At 51.8% G+C, this 15,860-nt stretch carries 16 protein-coding genes; 9 read left to right on the top strand and 7 right to left on the bottom strand.

Features of this window, described 5'->3' with window-relative positions; all coding sequences use genetic code 11:
• Positions 1-187: hypothetical protein (locus HZS79_RS16735; protein WP_218928034.1), on the top strand; the 187-nt coding region annotated here is incomplete at its 5' end.
• Positions 188-494: 307 nt separating this feature from the next.
• Positions 495-1,562, top strand: a complete 1,068-nt coding sequence (rlmM, locus tag HZS79_RS16445) for a 23S rRNA (cytidine(2498)-2'-O)-methyltransferase RlmM (protein WP_162219508.1) — start codon at positions 495-497, stop codon at positions 1,560-1,562.
• Positions 1,563-1,594: 32 nt separating this feature from the next.
• Here rlmM and HZS79_RS16440 read toward each other — a convergent pair whose 3' ends face one another.
• Positions 1,595-1,882: an antibiotic biosynthesis monooxygenase family protein gene (locus tag HZS79_RS16440; protein WP_162219509.1), complete on the bottom strand. Its 288-nt coding sequence runs from the start codon at positions 1,880-1,882 to the stop codon at positions 1,595-1,597.
• A gap of 28 nt (positions 1,883-1,910) precedes the next feature.
• On the opposite strand from HZS79_RS16440, the gene tusA reads away from it, so the two are divergent.
• Complete coding sequence (tusA, locus tag HZS79_RS16435; RefSeq protein WP_162219510.1) at positions 1,911-2,162, top strand: sulfurtransferase TusA; 252 nt, start codon at positions 1,911-1,913, stop codon at positions 2,160-2,162.
• 86 nt (positions 2,163-2,248) lie between these two features.
• Here tusA and HZS79_RS16430 read toward each other — a convergent pair whose 3' ends face one another.
• From HZS79_RS16430 to HZS79_RS16420, 3 genes are all read right to left on the bottom strand, one after another.
• The gene (locus HZS79_RS16430; protein WP_162219511.1) at positions 2,249-2,953 is read right to left on the bottom strand and encodes a hypothetical protein; all 705 of its coding nucleotides are present in this window, start codon (positions 2,951-2,953) and stop codon (positions 2,249-2,251) included.
• Between the two features lie 122 nt (positions 2,954-3,075).
• On the bottom strand, positions 3,076-4,065 hold the full coding sequence (locus HZS79_RS16425; RefSeq protein ID WP_179928392.1) for a DUF3080 family protein: 990 nt from the start codon (positions 4,063-4,065) through the stop codon (positions 3,076-3,078).
• A 3-nt stretch (positions 4,066-4,068) separates the two neighbouring features.
• Entirely contained in the window at positions 4,069-5,487 is a 1,419-nt protein-coding gene (locus tag HZS79_RS16420) for an MATE family efflux transporter (protein ID WP_179928391.1), read from the bottom strand.
• A 192-nt stretch (positions 5,488-5,679) separates the two neighbouring features.
• On the opposite strand from HZS79_RS16420, the gene HZS79_RS16415 reads away from it, so the two are divergent.
• The gene (locus HZS79_RS16415; RefSeq protein WP_371829579.1) at positions 5,680-6,264 is read left to right on the top strand and encodes an elongation factor P hydroxylase; all 585 of its coding nucleotides are present in this window, start codon (positions 5,680-5,682) and stop codon (positions 6,262-6,264) included.
• Here HZS79_RS16415 and HZS79_RS16410 read toward each other — a convergent pair.
• Together HZS79_RS16410 and HZS79_RS16405 are read right to left on the bottom strand one after the other, a co-directional pair.
• The gene (locus HZS79_RS16410) at positions 6,261-6,740 is read right to left on the bottom strand and encodes a hypothetical protein (RefSeq protein ID WP_179928390.1); all 480 of its coding nucleotides are present in this window, start codon (positions 6,738-6,740) and stop codon (positions 6,261-6,263) included. The two genes, HZS79_RS16415 and HZS79_RS16410, sit on opposite strands and share 4 nt — an antisense overlap.
• A gap of 12 nt (positions 6,741-6,752) precedes the next feature.
• Positions 6,753-7,604, bottom strand: coding sequence for a TatD family hydrolase (locus tag HZS79_RS16405; protein ID WP_179928389.1), 852 nt, complete (start codon positions 7,602-7,604; stop codon positions 6,753-6,755).
• Positions 7,605-7,873: 269 nt separating this feature from the next.
• Between HZS79_RS16405 and HZS79_RS16400 the strand changes: the two genes are divergently transcribed.
• The 5 genes from HZS79_RS16400 to HZS79_RS16380 all read left to right on the top strand — a co-directional run bounded on the left by HZS79_RS16400 (position 7,874) and on the right by HZS79_RS16380 (position 14,794).
• Entirely contained in the window at positions 7,874-9,103 is a 1,230-nt protein-coding gene (locus tag HZS79_RS16400; protein ID WP_179928388.1) for an ABC transporter substrate-binding protein, read from the top strand.
• 47 nt (positions 9,104-9,150) lie between these two features.
• Positions 9,151-10,707 (top strand): fatty acyl-CoA synthetase, encoded by a 1,557-nt coding sequence (locus HZS79_RS16395; protein ID WP_162219518.1) that lies wholly within the window; start codon positions 9,151-9,153, stop codon positions 10,705-10,707.
• 2 nt (positions 10,708-10,709) lie between these two features.
• The gene (locus HZS79_RS16390) at positions 10,710-11,852 is read left to right on the top strand and encodes an acyl-CoA dehydrogenase family protein (RefSeq protein WP_179928387.1); all 1,143 of its coding nucleotides are present in this window, start codon (positions 10,710-10,712) and stop codon (positions 11,850-11,852) included.
• A gap of 64 nt (positions 11,853-11,916) precedes the next feature.
• Positions 11,917-13,104, top strand: coding sequence for a beta-ketothiolase BktB (gene bktB, locus HZS79_RS16385; protein ID WP_179928386.1), 1,188 nt, complete (start codon positions 11,917-11,919; stop codon positions 13,102-13,104).
• A gap of 37 nt (positions 13,105-13,141) precedes the next feature.
• The gene (locus HZS79_RS16380; RefSeq protein WP_179928385.1) at positions 13,142-14,794 is read left to right on the top strand and encodes a fatty acid--CoA ligase; all 1,653 of its coding nucleotides are present in this window, start codon (positions 13,142-13,144) and stop codon (positions 14,792-14,794) included.
• Positions 14,795-14,797: 3 nt separating this feature from the next.
• Here HZS79_RS16380 and HZS79_RS16375 read toward each other — a convergent pair whose 3' ends face one another.
• Positions 14,798-15,811, bottom strand: a complete 1,014-nt coding sequence (locus tag HZS79_RS16375; protein WP_179928396.1) for an AraC family transcriptional regulator ligand-binding domain-containing protein — start codon at positions 15,809-15,811, stop codon at positions 14,798-14,800.
• Between the last annotated feature and the right edge of the window lie 49 nt (positions 15,812-15,860).

The raw sequence follows: 15,860 nt of genomic DNA, 5'->3' as shown, positions 1-15,860 counted from the left end.
AGAAGTGAAACCGCTTAGCGCCGATGGTAGTGTGGGGTCTCCCCATGCGAGAGTAGGTCATCGTCAGGCACTTATTAAACAAGAAACCCAGCCAACCGGCTGGGTTTTTTGTTTGTGCTTACCGCACCGTCATCCCCGAGCCACTACACCGTCATTCCCGAGTGGGGGTGTCGGGAATCCACGTTGACCTTGGCCTGCAGCAGCCCGAACCCCAGCCCAACATGGATTCCCGCTAAGGGCCTGCGGGAATGACAAGGGTGACACGGAGGGCTGGGTGGAGTCATCGTCAGTTACTTATTAAGAAAACCCCCAGTTTCAACTGAAACAGGGGGTTTTTTATTGGCCGCTAATAATGGTTTAAGCTAATCAAGCAGATAAAGTCCTGCTTCTTAGAAAGCATCAGGCATAAAGTGCTATGATGCGGCGATTAGCGGGGGGATTTTGTTCTGGCAAAGTGCTCACCTATGGCATGAAATTACTTAAGAGGTGAAAGGGTGAGTGAAACGGTACCCACTTCGTGGCTTGTATATTGCCGCCCGGGCTTTGAGAGCGACGCGCTGGCTGAGATGCAGCACCATGCCAAGCAGCAAGGGGTAAGCTGTGAACCTATGCAAGGCGAAGGGTGGGTGAGTTTAACGCGCTTGGATGAAGAGCCTATTAATGACTTGCATCGTAAGGCTGCGTTTAAGCGGCTAATTTTTGCTCGCCAAAGCTTAGCGGCTATGCCCGCACTAACACTGTCTCGAGATGACCGTCTCACCGCGATCTTAGATCAGGTGAAGTCAAGTCGTTGGAGCTTTGAAGAAATTTGGCACGAAACGCCTGATACCAATGATGGCAAAGCACTGGCCGGCTTAATTAAGGCACTGACTAAACCGCTGCAAAGCATGCTAAAAAAGCGTGGTGCTTTGCGGGGCAAGGCAGGAGCGCGTCGGTTGCATATTTTTTGGACGGATGGTGACCGGGTTCAGCTAGGAATGAGCTTTCCTGATAATCGTAGCGAGTTGATCAATGGTATCCGCCGGTTACGTTTTCCTTCTCGAGCTCCAAGCCGTTCAACGTTAAAGTTAGAAGAAGCATGGCATGAATTTATTCCCCGTGAAGAGTGGGATGACCGGCTAGCGGCACACATGCAGGCAGCAGATTTAGGGGCTGCCCCAGGTGGCTGGACATGGCAGTTAGTACAGCGTGGTATGTATGTCTATGCTATCGATAACGGTCCAATGGATAAGCAGTTAATGGCCACAGGGCAGATAGATCATCTAAAAGAAGATGGCTTTGCTTGGGAGCCGCCTCAACGCATGGATTGGCTGGTATGCGATATCGTCGATAAACCTGTGCGCGTGTTGGCAATGGTTGAGCGTTGGTTAACCCGTAAATGGTGTCGGGAGGCAATTTTCAATTTAAAACTGCCCATGAAAAAACGTTGGGATGAAGTTAATCGGTGTCTAACGACGCTGGAAGAAGCATTGGAAACGGCAGGTGTACGAGCTAGGATTTCTTGCCGTCACCTCTATCATGATCGTGAAGAGGTGACGGTTCATGTCAGGCTTATTAACTAATTGAAGTGCGAGCGAAACTAAAAGATCCGCGGCTAATAGCCAGATTCGTAAACACGGATCGCTTCGTCTTCGGTTAAGAGGGGCAGAATGCGCTGCATGGCCATTGCACGTGCTTCACTTGAGTGCCACTCTTTCCAGGCGCGTAGGTCGCGCCATTTGGTAATCATCAGGCGGTGATCAGTATGACCAAGCTCGACGAGCGTCTCTCCTCCGACGAATCCCGCTACACCAAGGGAGGCGCGCATGGCTTCTCGGGCAGCTTGTTCATACTCTTCTTCCAGGCCGGGCATAATACGCCGTTCAATGATGACTTTGATCATGCTGTCTGTTTCCTAAACGAGATTGTAGATGACTGATAATACGGATGACCCACACGATTTTGATGCATCGTTAGATACAACAGGCTTGTATTGCCCTGAACCCATTATGCTAATGCATAACAAGGTGCGTGATATGAGTTCTGGACAGATTTTGAAAGTAATAGCAACAGATCCTGCGACGACGCGCGATGTGCCAAAGTTTTGCCAATTTTTGGGGCATCAGCTACTGATGCAGGAAGCATCTGAAGATTGCTACCTGTATTTTATTCGTTTGGCGTAAATAGCTATAACTGTGCGAGGCCAGCCAATCGCAGTCTGGGCTCTTTTTCTAAGCCCCTTTGGTGGCCTCGCAAGCGTTTTTTAAGCTTAAGCATCTTCATCCTGTGGAACAACCATCATTGCAAGTGCTTCTAGTGTCGCAGGATCTTCCTCCATGATGCGGTTAGCAATATGGCGTTGGAAAAAGTAGACCGTGCGATGCCGCGAGTGAGCGTCGTAGAGGCACTTATCACCCAGCAGTATAGGCGTCATGGTGGCGTGCTGTTCATCAGCGAGCAGGGCTTCAATGCTCCCGTTACTGTAGAGACGCCAGCCGTAAACCTGTTTCATGTTCCAAGGCGCGTTAGGGTGGTTCATGCACAGTGCATGGGTACCGAGAGTGTCGGGAAGTTGCTGAATAAGCGTGACGTCGCCGGATGCTTCATATTCGAAATAGCTGGCTGAGGCGGTGAGTTCTTCGTATTTGTGATCGGGTGGAAGGTTAAATATTTCTTCCGTTTCTGGATCGCGATAGCCAATGAACTGACCATTTTCATCGCTGTCGAGTTCATGGCAAGTAGCTAGCGTTTCCATCCATGGCACAAGACCAATAACGTTGCCATCTTCCTGTAGCCCCCAGGCCAATATAGGTAGGCCATAATACGTGTCGGGACTCGCAGCGAGCTGGTAGACCATCTCTAATCCGTCTAGCTCTGGGGCTAAACGAACTAAACATTTTTGCGCCTGCTGACGCTGACGCACGGTTTCCAGGTCGATGACCTGGGCAGAGCGGGGTGACAGAGATGCGCCCATAATGTCCCTCCTTGTGCTGCGTGGTCACGACATCGGTAGGTAGCGTTTGCAAACCTACCGCCTACTCCACCAATAGCACAGGTTGCGCAGAAGGTTAAGAGGGTTTGCTGCTTTTAATTTGGTTAGCAGCGCTTAAATTGATTCCTTAATGCTAGGTGTTCAGCTTTAACTTGCTGGAATTGTTGCCATGGAGCCTGAGGATTACGCATTGATAACCAAGTTTGCTGATAGTTTTTCACCGCTATTGGCGGGGTAACGGTATGAGTATCAATAAACTGGTTAATGGCTGTTAGCCACTGTTGGGAGACCTGTTCAACGTTGTTTAGCCATGTTGGGAAATTATCCTGCAGGCATTCAGTAGCGTCTGGTAGCTTTGACGCGAGCGCCTCGTTGGCCTCTGTTAGGCGCTGATGAGCAAGAAGTACTGAGCGTAGTACTTCTGCTGTTAAAGGTCGTTCTTGCAATGTCTTCAAATGATTTTCAAGCGTTGCAGAATCTTGTTGCCAGTCGTTGCTAAACTGATGTAACACCATCTGCTCAAGGTAAGTCACCGCTGCTAAATGGTCATCAATGGCAGGCAGTTCAGTACTATCTAATGGGCTGCTGGCTCTGGAGAAACTTTTTTCCCACTCTTCAGAACCGAAAATAGCATTCCAACTAACGGCTGGTAGTTGAGCAGTTTTGAGCTCAGTGAGCTGGGCGAGGCGAGATTTGTTGTCGTCGCTTAATCCGTCAGGTACGTCACTGTTCCAGCAGACATTTAAGCGTTGCCATAGTGTGCGCTCATAAAGCCAGTGCTGACTGGGAGGCGCAACCCGCCCCAACTGATTATTACGTGCCGCAACCAGTGATGTTATGTTGCACTCGCGCAGCGCATAGATATTGAGCATGCCTTCACGTGTTTCAGGGATGTCGATTAAGCGCTGTCGACGTTCAGGAAAGGCGCCAATATTAGGAGGGGCGTCACGCTCAATAGCCGCAATAGAGAGATTACTTGCTAGCTGGCTATGGTAATCCGCCCATGACTGGTCTGCATTGCCGTTTCCACAGCCAACGAGCAGCAAGCTTGTTGTGGTGAGTAGCCACCGGCCTTGTTGTGTGTAGGGCGTCATCGATTACTCCTCTTGACTGATCCACTTTAAGCGCCAAGCAAGCAGTAGTGCGGCCGTGCTGAGTCCAGCAATAAGACCGATCCAGTAACCATGTACACCCATTGGTTCGGACAGGTTACCGACTCCATGAGTTCCGAGCCAATGGCCACCGCCTAAACCGACAATCCAGTAAGAGAGTACCGTAATCACCATCACAATTCGGGTATCTTTATAGCCCCGTAACGCACCCGCTAAGTTGACTTGAAGCGAGTCCGATAACTGGAAAAGCACCGCTAGAGAAATAATAGTGAGCGCCAGTGCCTGAATCTCAGTATTGGAGGTATAGAGTGAAATCACTGGCACTGCTGTAAACCAAAGTAATGTACTGTTGATGACGGCGACAATAACGCTGATAACAATCCCGTTCCAGGCAACGGTACGCGCCATAGCTAAGCGTTGTTGGCCCAACGTATTACCTACGCGTACGGTAAGTGCCATGCTTAATGACATTGGTAGCATAAACAGAATAGTCGTGAAGCTTAGTGCGATTTGGTGAGCTCCTACGGTGATCTCTCCAAAGCTGGCAATAAACAGGGCTATCAATGTAAATAACGTAACCTCAACAAAAATGGCCACGCCGATGGGTACGCCGACCACGACAAGTTCGCGGATACCGGCCAACTTTGGTGGCGTTAATTGTTGCCAAAGTGAAATGCTGCGGTAAGTGCGCCCTTTGCGGGTATAGAGTGCCATTGCAACGGCCATCGTCCACATCGAGAGCGCTGTGGCGATACCGCAGCCGAATGCGCCTAATGCAGGCAGTTGTTGGAGAGCGCTAGGTAACCCCTCTCCAAATAAATTAACCAGGCCATCGCCACCGTAGATAAGTAGATAGTTGCTGGGAATATTAACGGCTAGCCCCACCAAACTAATCCATAGTGCTGGCCGGGTGTGGTTCATGCCGTCTGAAAAGGCTCTGAGCGCCTGGAATAGGGCAATTCCCGGCATACCAAAGGCGACGGCTGTCAGGTAAGCAGCAGACTCGCGTGCTACGGCGGGTGGCACACTCATGAGGTCGAAAATAGGCGTAACGACTGTCCACAGCAGGGCAGCTGCAATAAACCCAAGCACTAAGGCGACCCATAGTGCTTGGTGAACCGCAGGGCGAATGTCAGTGTTTCGCTTGCCGCCCAAAAGGTGTGCCACGATAGGCGTAAGGCCCATTAACGTACCTGTCATAAACAGCATCAGTGGCATCCACAGGCTTGAGCCAACCGATACGGCGGCGAGGTCAGTGGCGTTGTGCCGTCCTGTCATGATGACATCGACCACGCTCATGCCCGCTTGTGCCAGCTGAGCGCCGCAAATGGGGAGCGCCAAGGCCATCAGCGTACGGGTTTCTGGCCAATAGATGGTTTTGATGTTGCTAGTAAAGCCGCCCAAGGTGTGGTTCCTATTCAGCAAAGAGACCTAAGAAAAGCCGATAGAGTAGCAGGAGTTGCTGTGTTGTCGGTAGCAATTAAGTAAGCAGGCTACTCTTTAGTCTGCGGGTGCGCCACGGGTATACTATAGGCACCATGGACGTGCAATATGAATCATCGGCACATTATGTGAACCAGTTGACGAAGTGGCTATATAGTGAAAAACGAACAGCAACGCTGGACGCTTAACGATATTACAGCGCTATTTGATGGTGTGTTTTTTGAGCGTTACCAGACACGTCTGATCAGGGGCGGAGACGAGCCTCTTTATCGACCAAGAACCCTAGATACGCCATATCACCAAGTGATCTTTGCGCGTGGCTTTTTTGCCAGCGCACTGCATGAGATCAGTCACTGGTGCATCGCAGGAGAGAAGCGCCGACAGCTGGAAGATTACGGTTACTGGTATCTGCCCGATGGACGCGACGCCCAGCAGCAGCAAGCATTCGAAAAAGCGGAGATCGCCCCACAGGCACTCGAACAGCTTTTTACCCGTGCCTGCGGGCGCACGTTTTACGTTAGCGTCGATAATTTAGGTGGAGACGTTGAGGTAGATCGCGACGCGTTTGCTAGCAGTGTAGCTGCGAGGGCAGCGGGCTACCTTGATAGGGGGCTACCGCTGCGTGCCAACGCCTTCTTGGTTGCGTTGACACGCTATTATCAACATCAGGATACCTTGGCGCAGGCCATTAAACAGGGGCAGCGAGAACTTGACGCAGCACCGGTCGAAGCGGTTTAGTCTTTTTCGGTAAGTTGCTTGTGTAGCGTCAGCATGACCTCGATTTCATGTTCAGGCCGCATCGGCTCAAACCCTAGGTCATTAAACGTTTCACTACGTAGGCGGTGCCAGTCACTGGCGCTGATTGATTCATAAAGCACTTGTGCAGGTGCTAGTTCTACAAAGGGGTCGAGACCATACGTGTCGAACAGGCGAGCTAGCGCCGCTTCATCGTCGCCGTTATCGCTAGTGTAGAGGGTGGCAGAGAAATGGTCGTTCTCTAGTTCGCGAATCACATCTAAAGGGCTGACGCCCAGACTCTCCAGCTCTTCAATGCTGTAAGCGCCCATCACGTTCGTATCGTCACTGATCCAGCTATCGTCAGGCTGAATGAGTGTTTGCTTAATGCGCCCATCGGGTAACGACCAGGCAATAGCCAGCGGCAAGCCGTCTTCTTCGCCCGTCTCAATGGCAATAAATCCTGGGTAATCAGCCACGCTACGCTCCTTTTAAGCTTCCGCATCAAGGCGGAAAAAACGCTGGGCAGTGCGGGTTGTTGCCTCCCCCAGCTCGGTTTCAGTCACGTCATGCCACTGGGCAATCTCTCTTACAATCCATGGTAGCAAGGCTGGCTCGTGACGGCGTCCTTTTAGTTTAGCTGGAAGGTTGCGAGGCAGTAGATAAGGGCAGTCAGTCTCCACCATTAGCCTTTCCAACGGAATATCTTTCACTACGGAGCGAAGATGGTGGCCTCTGCGCTCATCACAAATCCAGCCGGTTAACCCAATATGAAGATCTAAATCGAGATAGCCGTGCAGTGTATCTCGATCAGCGGTGAAGCAGTGAATAACGGCTTGGCTGATATCATCTCGCCAGCTATGTAGCATTTCACGCATTCGCTGCCCCGCGTCGCGTTCGTGCAAAAATAGCGGTAAGCCACTTTCAGCAGCGAGCGCCAACTGAGCTTCAAACGCTCGCTCTTGCTCGTGAGGCGTTGAAAAATTGCGATTAAAGTCCAGTCCACACTCGCCCACGGCAACCACTTCAGGTTGTTGATGAAGCGCTTTCAACTGGCGCGCCACATCACTATTCCACCCGCTAGCATCGTGAGGGTGAATCCCGGCAGTGGCATATATCCCCGGGGTCTGTTTAGCCAGCTCTACAGCGTGCTCAGCGTGTTCAATATCAGTCCCCGTCACAATAAGGGTAGCCACATTGGCCGCTTTCGCTCTGGCAATGACATCACCTAAGTCACGCTGAAAACTCTCGTGAGTCAGGTTAGCCCCGATATCCACCAAGGGGGCACCAGGGCGAAATTGCAGCGCCTCGGGTAAAAAGCTATCCACAGCACTTGTCGCCAAACGTCACACTCCCAACATCCGTCAAATATTCGTTAAAAACCATCACTGACCAACGATACCGCCAGTTGCAAAACGCCATTGTAACGCTGGCAAGTAACAACGACTAATGATCTAACCTGCGTTGGTATCTTCACCGAATGGCACGAATTGCAAAAAAACTGGCTTGATAGGTAAACAGTTATTCATTTTTTAATTTTAACATGCTTGTGAAGTAGTCAATAAAGTGGGCTCTAGCCTCTTTTAATAACAACAATAGACAGGTGAACATCATGCAACTATCACGTCGCTTTGCTGTTTCTGCGTTATCGGCAGCGGTTATCACAGCTGGCTATGCGCCCACGTTAGCCGCCAATGAAGGAATTTCGGATAATGAAATACGCATTGGCTATCTTGCTGATATGTCGGGTATTTATCGTGATCCGATAGGGCCGTTAGGGCAAGATGCCATTGAAATGGCGATTGAAGATATGGGCGGCAGCGTACACGGTGCCAAGGTGGTCGTCTTTAGTGCTGATGATCGTAATAGCCCAGATGTTGGCTCAAGCGTTGTGCGCGAGTGGATTGATGAGCGTAATGTCGACATGGTCACGGGGCTAGTGGCGTCATCGGTCACCTTGGCAGCCGTAGGCTTGTTGGAAGATGCGGATAAACTTGGCTTGGTGAATGGCGCTGTTTCTTCTAGCGTAACTAACGAACACTGCTCTCCCAACCATATTCACTGGGTTTATGACACTTGGGCGATGTCTAACGGTACGGCCAAAGCCATTACGCAGGAAGGCTATAAAAACTGGTATCTACTCAGTGCAGACTACTCGTTTGGCCATGCGCTTGAAGCGGATGTTGAGAGGGTGGTCACCGAAAATGGTGGAACGATAGTAGGTAGCGCGCGCCACCCCTTCCCGAACAATGATTTCTCCTCCTTCATGCTGCAAGCCCAGGCGTCGGGTGCTGATGTTATTGCCCTTAATAATGCCGGTGGAGATACCATCAATGCCGTTCAAACGGCTGGCGAGTTCGGTATTACTCAAGCCGGACAGATTCTAGCGGGTATGGTGCTGTTCAGCACTGATATACGCAGCATTGGGTTAGAAAATGCCCAAGGGCTGCAGTTCACCAAAGCATGGTATTACGACTTAAATGATGAGACACGTGCCTGGGCTGAGCGTTTCCGTGAGCGTACCGGCAGCATGCCAACCATGGTGCACGCAGGTCTTTATTCCAGTACCCGCCACTATTTAGAAGCCATTGAGGCAACCGGAACAGACGATACGCAAACCGTACGTCAGCAGATGGCCGACACTCCCATTAACGATATTTTTGCGACGAACGGCTACATCCGCGAAGACGGTCGTATGGTGCATGACATGTACCTCGTGGAAGTGAAAACACCGGAAGAAGCTGTTGATGAAGATGATCTTTTCAGAATTGTGCGCACTATTCCCGCTGAGGAAGCGTTCCGGCCACTGTCTGAAAGCGTCTGTCCACTCGTCAAGAGTTAGTAAAACGCTGATGCCTTATCAACAACACATAACAATAAGGACTTGGCATGGAACACATCTCCACCATTCACCGTAATACGATTGGCGCTGCGTTAAACCGCAGCGCCCGCAAATATTCTCACCAGCTTGCGCTGACGTTTGGTGAGCGAACATGGAGCTATCAGTCGCTTAATGACGCCGCTAACAGCGTGGCCAACGGCTTGTTAGCGGCCGGTCTTTCTCCTGGAGACCGGCTGGCGGTATACGGTAAAAACTCAGATGCTTATGTCATAGCTTGGCTTGCCGCCACTAAAGCGGGGTTAGTACATGTGCCTATTAATTTTGCACTAAGTAGTGACGAACTGCGCTATATCCTTGAGCAGTCAGGGGCGAAAGGGCTGCTAAGCGATATTGCGTTAGCCGACAAAGTGCAGGAGGCAACCCAAGGTTTCGGATTAATCGTCAACGGCACACTTCATGCCGATCAACAAGATAGTCAGTTAGGCAGTTTTGATGTCTTGGCTTGTGTGCGTTCCTCGCTATCAACAAGTGAGCCAGCGGTTGCTCTAGAGGGAAACAGTCTTGCACAGCTGCTCTATACCTCTGGCACAACGGCAGCACCTAAAGCCGCCATGATGAGCCATCAAGCGCTGGTGGCAGAATATATGGCCTGCATGGTGGAGTTGGATATCAAGGGAAGCGACGCCATGTTGGCTGCTCTTCCGCTTTACCACTCGGCACAAATGCATGTTTTTTTGATGCCCGCTCTGCTACTGGGAGCTCCCGTTTATCTGCTAGAAGCGCCGTTACCGGATAGCTGCCTGTCGGCGATTGCTGAACAAAAAATCGTATCGTTCTTTGCACCGCCCACCGTGTGGATCAGCTTGCTGCGCCATGCTGACTTTGATCAGTTTGATTTAACCACACTCAAGAAAGCGTACTACGGCGCCTCGATCATGCCGGTACCTGTTTTGCAAGAAATGCAGCAGCGTTTCTCCGGCGTTGGTTTATATAACTGCTACGGGCAGAGTGAAATAGCCCCCTTGGCAACGGTATTACGCCCAGAAGAGCACGCTGAGCGTCCCGCGTCGGCGGGACGGCCGATACTCACAGTAGAAACGCGCATTGTTGATTTGGAAATGAACGATGTTGCCCCTGGTGAACATGGCGAAATTATCCATCGCTCGCCGCAGCTAATGACGGGCTACTGGGATAAGCCTGAGATGACCGACGAGTCCTTCCAGGGCGGCTGGTTTCATTCTGGCGATGTGGGCTACTTCGATGAAGCAGGCTACTTATATGTCGTGGATCGGATTAAAGACGTTATTAATACGGGGGGAGTGCTGGTCGCCAGTCGTGAAGTGGAAGAGGCGCTGTTTAAGCACTCAGCCATTTCGGAAGTAGCGGTGGTGGGGCTGCCAGACGAAAAGTGGATTGAAGCGATTACCGCCGTTGTGGTGGTGAAAGAGGGGCAAGCGGTGAGTGAGGATGAACTCATCCATCATGCAAAAAGCTTGATCGCACCCTACAAAGTTCCTAAACGCATAGTGTTTGCAGAGGCACTGCCAAAAAGTACTGCCGGTAAAATTCTTAAGCGTCACCTGCGCCAAGACCTAAAGGAGTGAGCATGGACGAGCAAGCACAGGCGCTATTTCATGACATGATCAGCCGCTGCTTAGCGCAGGAAGTGGCGCCTTTCTATGAGCAGTGGGAAGCGGCCGGTGAAATACCGCGCTCCTTATGGCTAGCGCTGGGTGCCGCTGGCCTATTGGGGATTGACCTTGATGAGACCTATGGTGGTTCAGGAGCCGATATTGCCACTACCCAGCTAGCACTGGAGGAGATGTCTCGGCAAGGGTTTGGTGGGCTAGCCAGCGCTTACAATATTCACGCCAATATCGTGATGCCTTACCTGCAAAATTTAGGCACTGATGAGCAGCGCGAAACGTGGCTACCCCGCATGGCAAGCGGGGAGTGGTTGGGAGCGATTGCCATGAGCGAGCCCCATGCTGGCAGTGATCTGGCCGCGATGAAAACCCGTGCCACCAAAATAGCCGATGGGTGGGTGCTCAACGGCAGCAAACTGTTTATTACCAATGGCCAAGTAGCAGATCTCGTTATTGTCTGTGCCAAAACAGACCCCAGTGCAGGTGCAAAAGGGGTCTCGCTGTTTTTGGTCGATACGTCACTCCCCGGTTTTTCCCGTGGCAAACCCATTAAGAAAATCGGCCAACATGCCAGCGATACGGCAGAGCTGGCGTTTGATCAGTTGCAACTGCCTGATGGCGCCTTACTAGGGGAAGAGGGCGCTGGGTTTCGCTATCTCATGCAAGAGCTCCCTCGGGAGCGCTTAGGCGTAGGGGCTCAAGCGCTTGGCGCGGTAGAGGGCGCGTTGGCATTAACGCTTGATTACGTCACCCAGCGTCACGCATTTGGCCAGCGCGTGGCCGATTTTCAAAATACCCGCTTTACCCTGGCTGAGATTAAGGCCCAGCTGGATGTTGCGCGGGCCTACTTTGATCAGTGCGTTAATAAGTATCGCCAGGGCACGATGACAAGTACCGATGCCGCGATACTTAAATTACAGCTCAGCGAGTTGCAGTGTCGCGCTGTTGATCGGTGCCTTCAGCTGTTTGGCGGTTATGGCTACACCCATGAATATCCGATTTCACGGTTCTACTTAGATGCGCGGGTGCAAACGATTTACGCCGGTAGTTCTGAGATTATGAAAGAAGTGGTCGCACGCTCGCTGTTGGGCAAAGTGGCTTAAGCCCTTTTTCTTAAGCTCTTTTCTTAAGCCCTTATCCACTGTGCGTCATTACTAAGGAGAGACTATGCAACTGGATAGCGTTGTTATTGTAAGCGGTGCTCGCACCGCCATTGGCGGGTTTGGTGGGTCGCTCTCATCCTTCGCGCCCCATGAGTTAGGCACTATCACTGCCCAGGAGGCACTGCGCCGGGCGGGCATTGCTGGCGCTGATATCGACCACTCTGTGTATGGCCATATTATTACCACTGGCCCACAAGATGCCTACCTTGCCCGTCATGTCGCGTTGAGTGCGGGAGTGCCGAAAGAAGCTGGTGCCTTTAATGTTAACCGGCTATGTGGTTCTGGCGTGCAGGCGGTGATATCGGCGGCGCAGCAAATCGCCCTGGGCGACAGCCGCTTAGCACTAGCGGGTGGGGCTGAGTCGATGTCGCGAGGTGCTTATCTACTGCCGCCCCAAGCACGCAATGGGATACGCCTAGGCGATGCCAATATCCAGGATCTTACCCTCGGCATTCTTAGTGATCCATTTGGCAGCGGGCATATGGGGATGACCGCTGAAAATATCGCCAAGCAGTATGGCTTAAGCCGCGAGCAGCTAGATCAGTTTGCGATGGATAGCCACCGTAAGGCGGCAAAAGCCATTGCAGAAGGGCGTTTTGACGAGCAAATCGTGCCTGTTGAAGTGACAAAAGGAAAACAGACGGTTTCCTTTGCCCGTGATGAGCATGTGCGTGAAGGCGTTGAGTTAAGTGATTTAGCACGGCTTAAGCCAGCCTTTAAAAAAGAGGGAGTGGTTACGGCAGGCAATGCCTCTGGAATCAACGATGGGGCAGCGACCTTGGTGCTGGCGCATGCCGATGAAGCACAGCAGCGCAATTTAACGGTTAGGGCGCGACTTCGCGTGGCAACCACCGCCGGTGTGGAGCCTTCGGTAATGGGGTTAGGACCAATCCCAGCGGTGAAACGCTGCCTCCAACAGGCAGGGCTGACGATCAATGATATTGATGTGATTGAGTCCAATGAAGCGTTCGCGGCACAAGCGATGGCCGTTGCCGATACGCTGGGCTTCCCATTGGAAAAACTGAACCCGAATGGTGGTGCCGTGGCGCTTGGCCATCCGGTAGGAGCGACCGGTGCCATCTTGATCCTAAAAGCCTTACACGAACTGGAGCGACGTCAGGGCCGCTATGGTTTGATCACGCTGTGTATTGGCGGTGGGCAGGGCATTGCGCTGTTAATAGAGCGCGAATAACAAACGGTTTCCCAATAACAATCGAAAGGTGTGTTTTATGTCTACGATAACGCCAAAAATACTTCCTTCTACGCCATCTGCGACTAGCTCGCCTCTGTTAATCAGAGACTTGCTGGAGTCAGGTGTTCGAATGGCGGGAAATAACCAGATTGTTTATCGAGACCAGAGCCGTCATGACTATCGACGTTTTCGTGAGCGGGTACACCAGCTTGCCCATGCGCTAACCGCACAGGGCGTTCAGGCGGGTGATGTGGTGGCAGTCTTGGACTGGGACAGCCATCGCTACTTAGAGTGCTTTTTTGCCATTCCCATGATTGGTGCCGTGCTGCATACCGTCAACGTACGTTTGGCGTCTGAGCAAATTCACTACACGATGGAGCACGCTGAAGATGTCTTTGTGCTAGTGCATGAGGATTTCGTGCCATTACTGGAGCCACTCGCTGATCAACTACCCAACATTCGCGGCTATCTGCTCTGCCAAGAAACAGAAAGCACAGTCAGCACGTCGCTTCCGCTAGTTGGTGAGTTTGAAGCGTTGCTAAGTGAGCAGCCAACTCATTACGAGTTTCCTGTTTTTGATGAGAATGCGGTGGCCACGCTGTTCTACACCACGGGCACCACTGGCAATCCGAAAGGGGTATTTTTTACTCATCGCCAACTGGTACTACACACACTGGGCGAAGCCAGTACTTTCCAGGCGCCAGGTTTTGAGCTGCTCAATCGCGATAAGGTGTACATGCCCATCACGCCAATGTTCCATGTGCATGCATGGGGCGTGCCTTACACCGCCACATTGATGGGGGCGACCCAGGTGTACCCTGGCCGCTATGAGCCAGAAATGCTGGTCAAGCTACTGGTAAACGAGAAGGTCGACTTCTCCCACTGCGTGCCTACGCTGCTAAATATGGTGGTGAGCGCTGACGCTATTGCATCGAAAAAAGTTGATTTAACCGGTTGGAAGGTATTGGTGGGCGGTAGCGCGCTTACCCAGGCCTTGGCCAGCCGCGCTTGGTCACTCGGCATTGATACGCGCAGTGCCTATGGCATGTCAGAAACCTGCCCGCTGCTAACGGCCGATATTTTACCTCGGGATGTCATAGAGGCCGATTTTGAAACGCAGCTTCCTTGGCGGTGTAAGGCTGGCTTGCCCGTGCCCCTGGTGAAGTTGCAGGTGGTTGATGCTAATGGAGAACCGCTACCCCATGATGGCGTCAGCGTGGGCGAAGTGCGTGCCCAGGCGCCCTGGCTTACTCAGGCATACTACAAGGAAGAAAAACGCAGTGAAGAGCTTTGGCGGGATGGGTGGCTACATACCGGTGATGTTGGGTCGATTGATGAGCATGGTTTCTTGGCCATTAGCGACCGTATTAAAGATGTCATCAAAACCGGCGGTGAGTGGCTCTCTTCACTTGAGCTGGAAAGCTATATTAGCCAATGCCCAGGTGTGGCTGAAGTGGCGGTGATCGGCGTCGCGGATGATAAATGGGGCGAGCGGCCAGCGGCGCTTGTCGTACCAAGCGATGTCAATAACCCGCCCACTGCAGAGAAGGTACAAACATTTATGGAGCAGTTCGTAGAACAGGGCAGCATCAACCGCTGGGGCATTCCATCGTTGATTCGCTTCGTAGATGAAATTCCTAAAACCAGTGTCGGTAAGCTGGATAAAAAGCGCATTCGCACTGAGATCTAAACGCTAACGTTTAAGTCCCGCCGTTTGCGCCTTGCGGTAGGCGGCGGGCGAGTTTCCTGTCCATTGTTTAAACGCTCGGCTAAGGCAAGCAAGGTCTTCGAAGCCGAGTTTTTCTGCAATTGCCGTCAGTGGTTGTGTGCTGCGAGTGAGCGCTTGAATGGCATAGTCGCGCCGGTATTCGTCTTTAACCGCCTGGAAGTGGGTGCCTTCAAGTTTTAAGTGTCTTGAGAGCGTACGGACGGACATATGTAACGCGTCTGCGACATGCTGAACCGTGCATGAGACGGGTAAGTGGCGGCTCAGGTGTTCGCGAACGCGGTGAGTCACTAAACGATCTTCAAAAGAGACATAGAACCAATCTGCGGGTGCGCGTTGTAGAAATGCACCTAAGTGCTGTTTGGTTTGGCGTATAGGGTGGTTTAGAAACGCCTTATCAAAGTAAACGGCCGTTTGCGGTTGGTCAAATTTTACTTTGCCGGGGTAGAAGTAGAGATAGTCAGCACTGTGGGCGGGTTGGGCGTAACCGCACTCCATCAACATAGGTGGAATTTTGCGCGCAATCATCCATGAAGAAATGCCGTGAAACAGCTTAAGCATCAGTTCATGGATCAATATTCGGCTACCTTGGAGCGGCGCATACTCTTCCAGCGCCATGCGAGCTAGCTCACCCTCGATGGTAAAGCGATAGCCAAAGTCATCTAACAGAATACGAAAGAACTGTGTGTAACGATGGAGCGCAACATGCAGTGTGGGCGCGTCCAATAAGCTCAAGCACAGAAGTTTCAGTGTTCCGCAGCGTAGTGGCCTGGAGAAAAAGCCTGGTGTCTCGTCATCCACCTCAAGGGCAAGTAAGCGGTATAGTTCGGCAAACTGCTCAACAGTGACGCGTCCATTCGGTGCGCTGAGCAGGAAGGGGGAAATGCCGGCAAGTTCTAAATAGCGTGAGTGAGAACGATCCGTGGTGGGTAGACCACGTAAAAACTCGTTTACGAAGTGCATTGAGACGGTAACGGTCACGATTTCAGCCTTAAACGGGTAGCTTGGCGCTACCTTGTTATTATTACGT

Origin of the sequence: Vreelandella zhaodongensis (genome assembly GCF_013415115.1) — a bacterium.
GTDB lineage: Bacteria > Pseudomonadota > Gammaproteobacteria > Pseudomonadales > Halomonadaceae > Vreelandella > Vreelandella zhaodongensis.
Note: the sequence above shows the minus strand (reverse complement) of the source record. Positions and strands in the feature narration are given on the sequence as shown.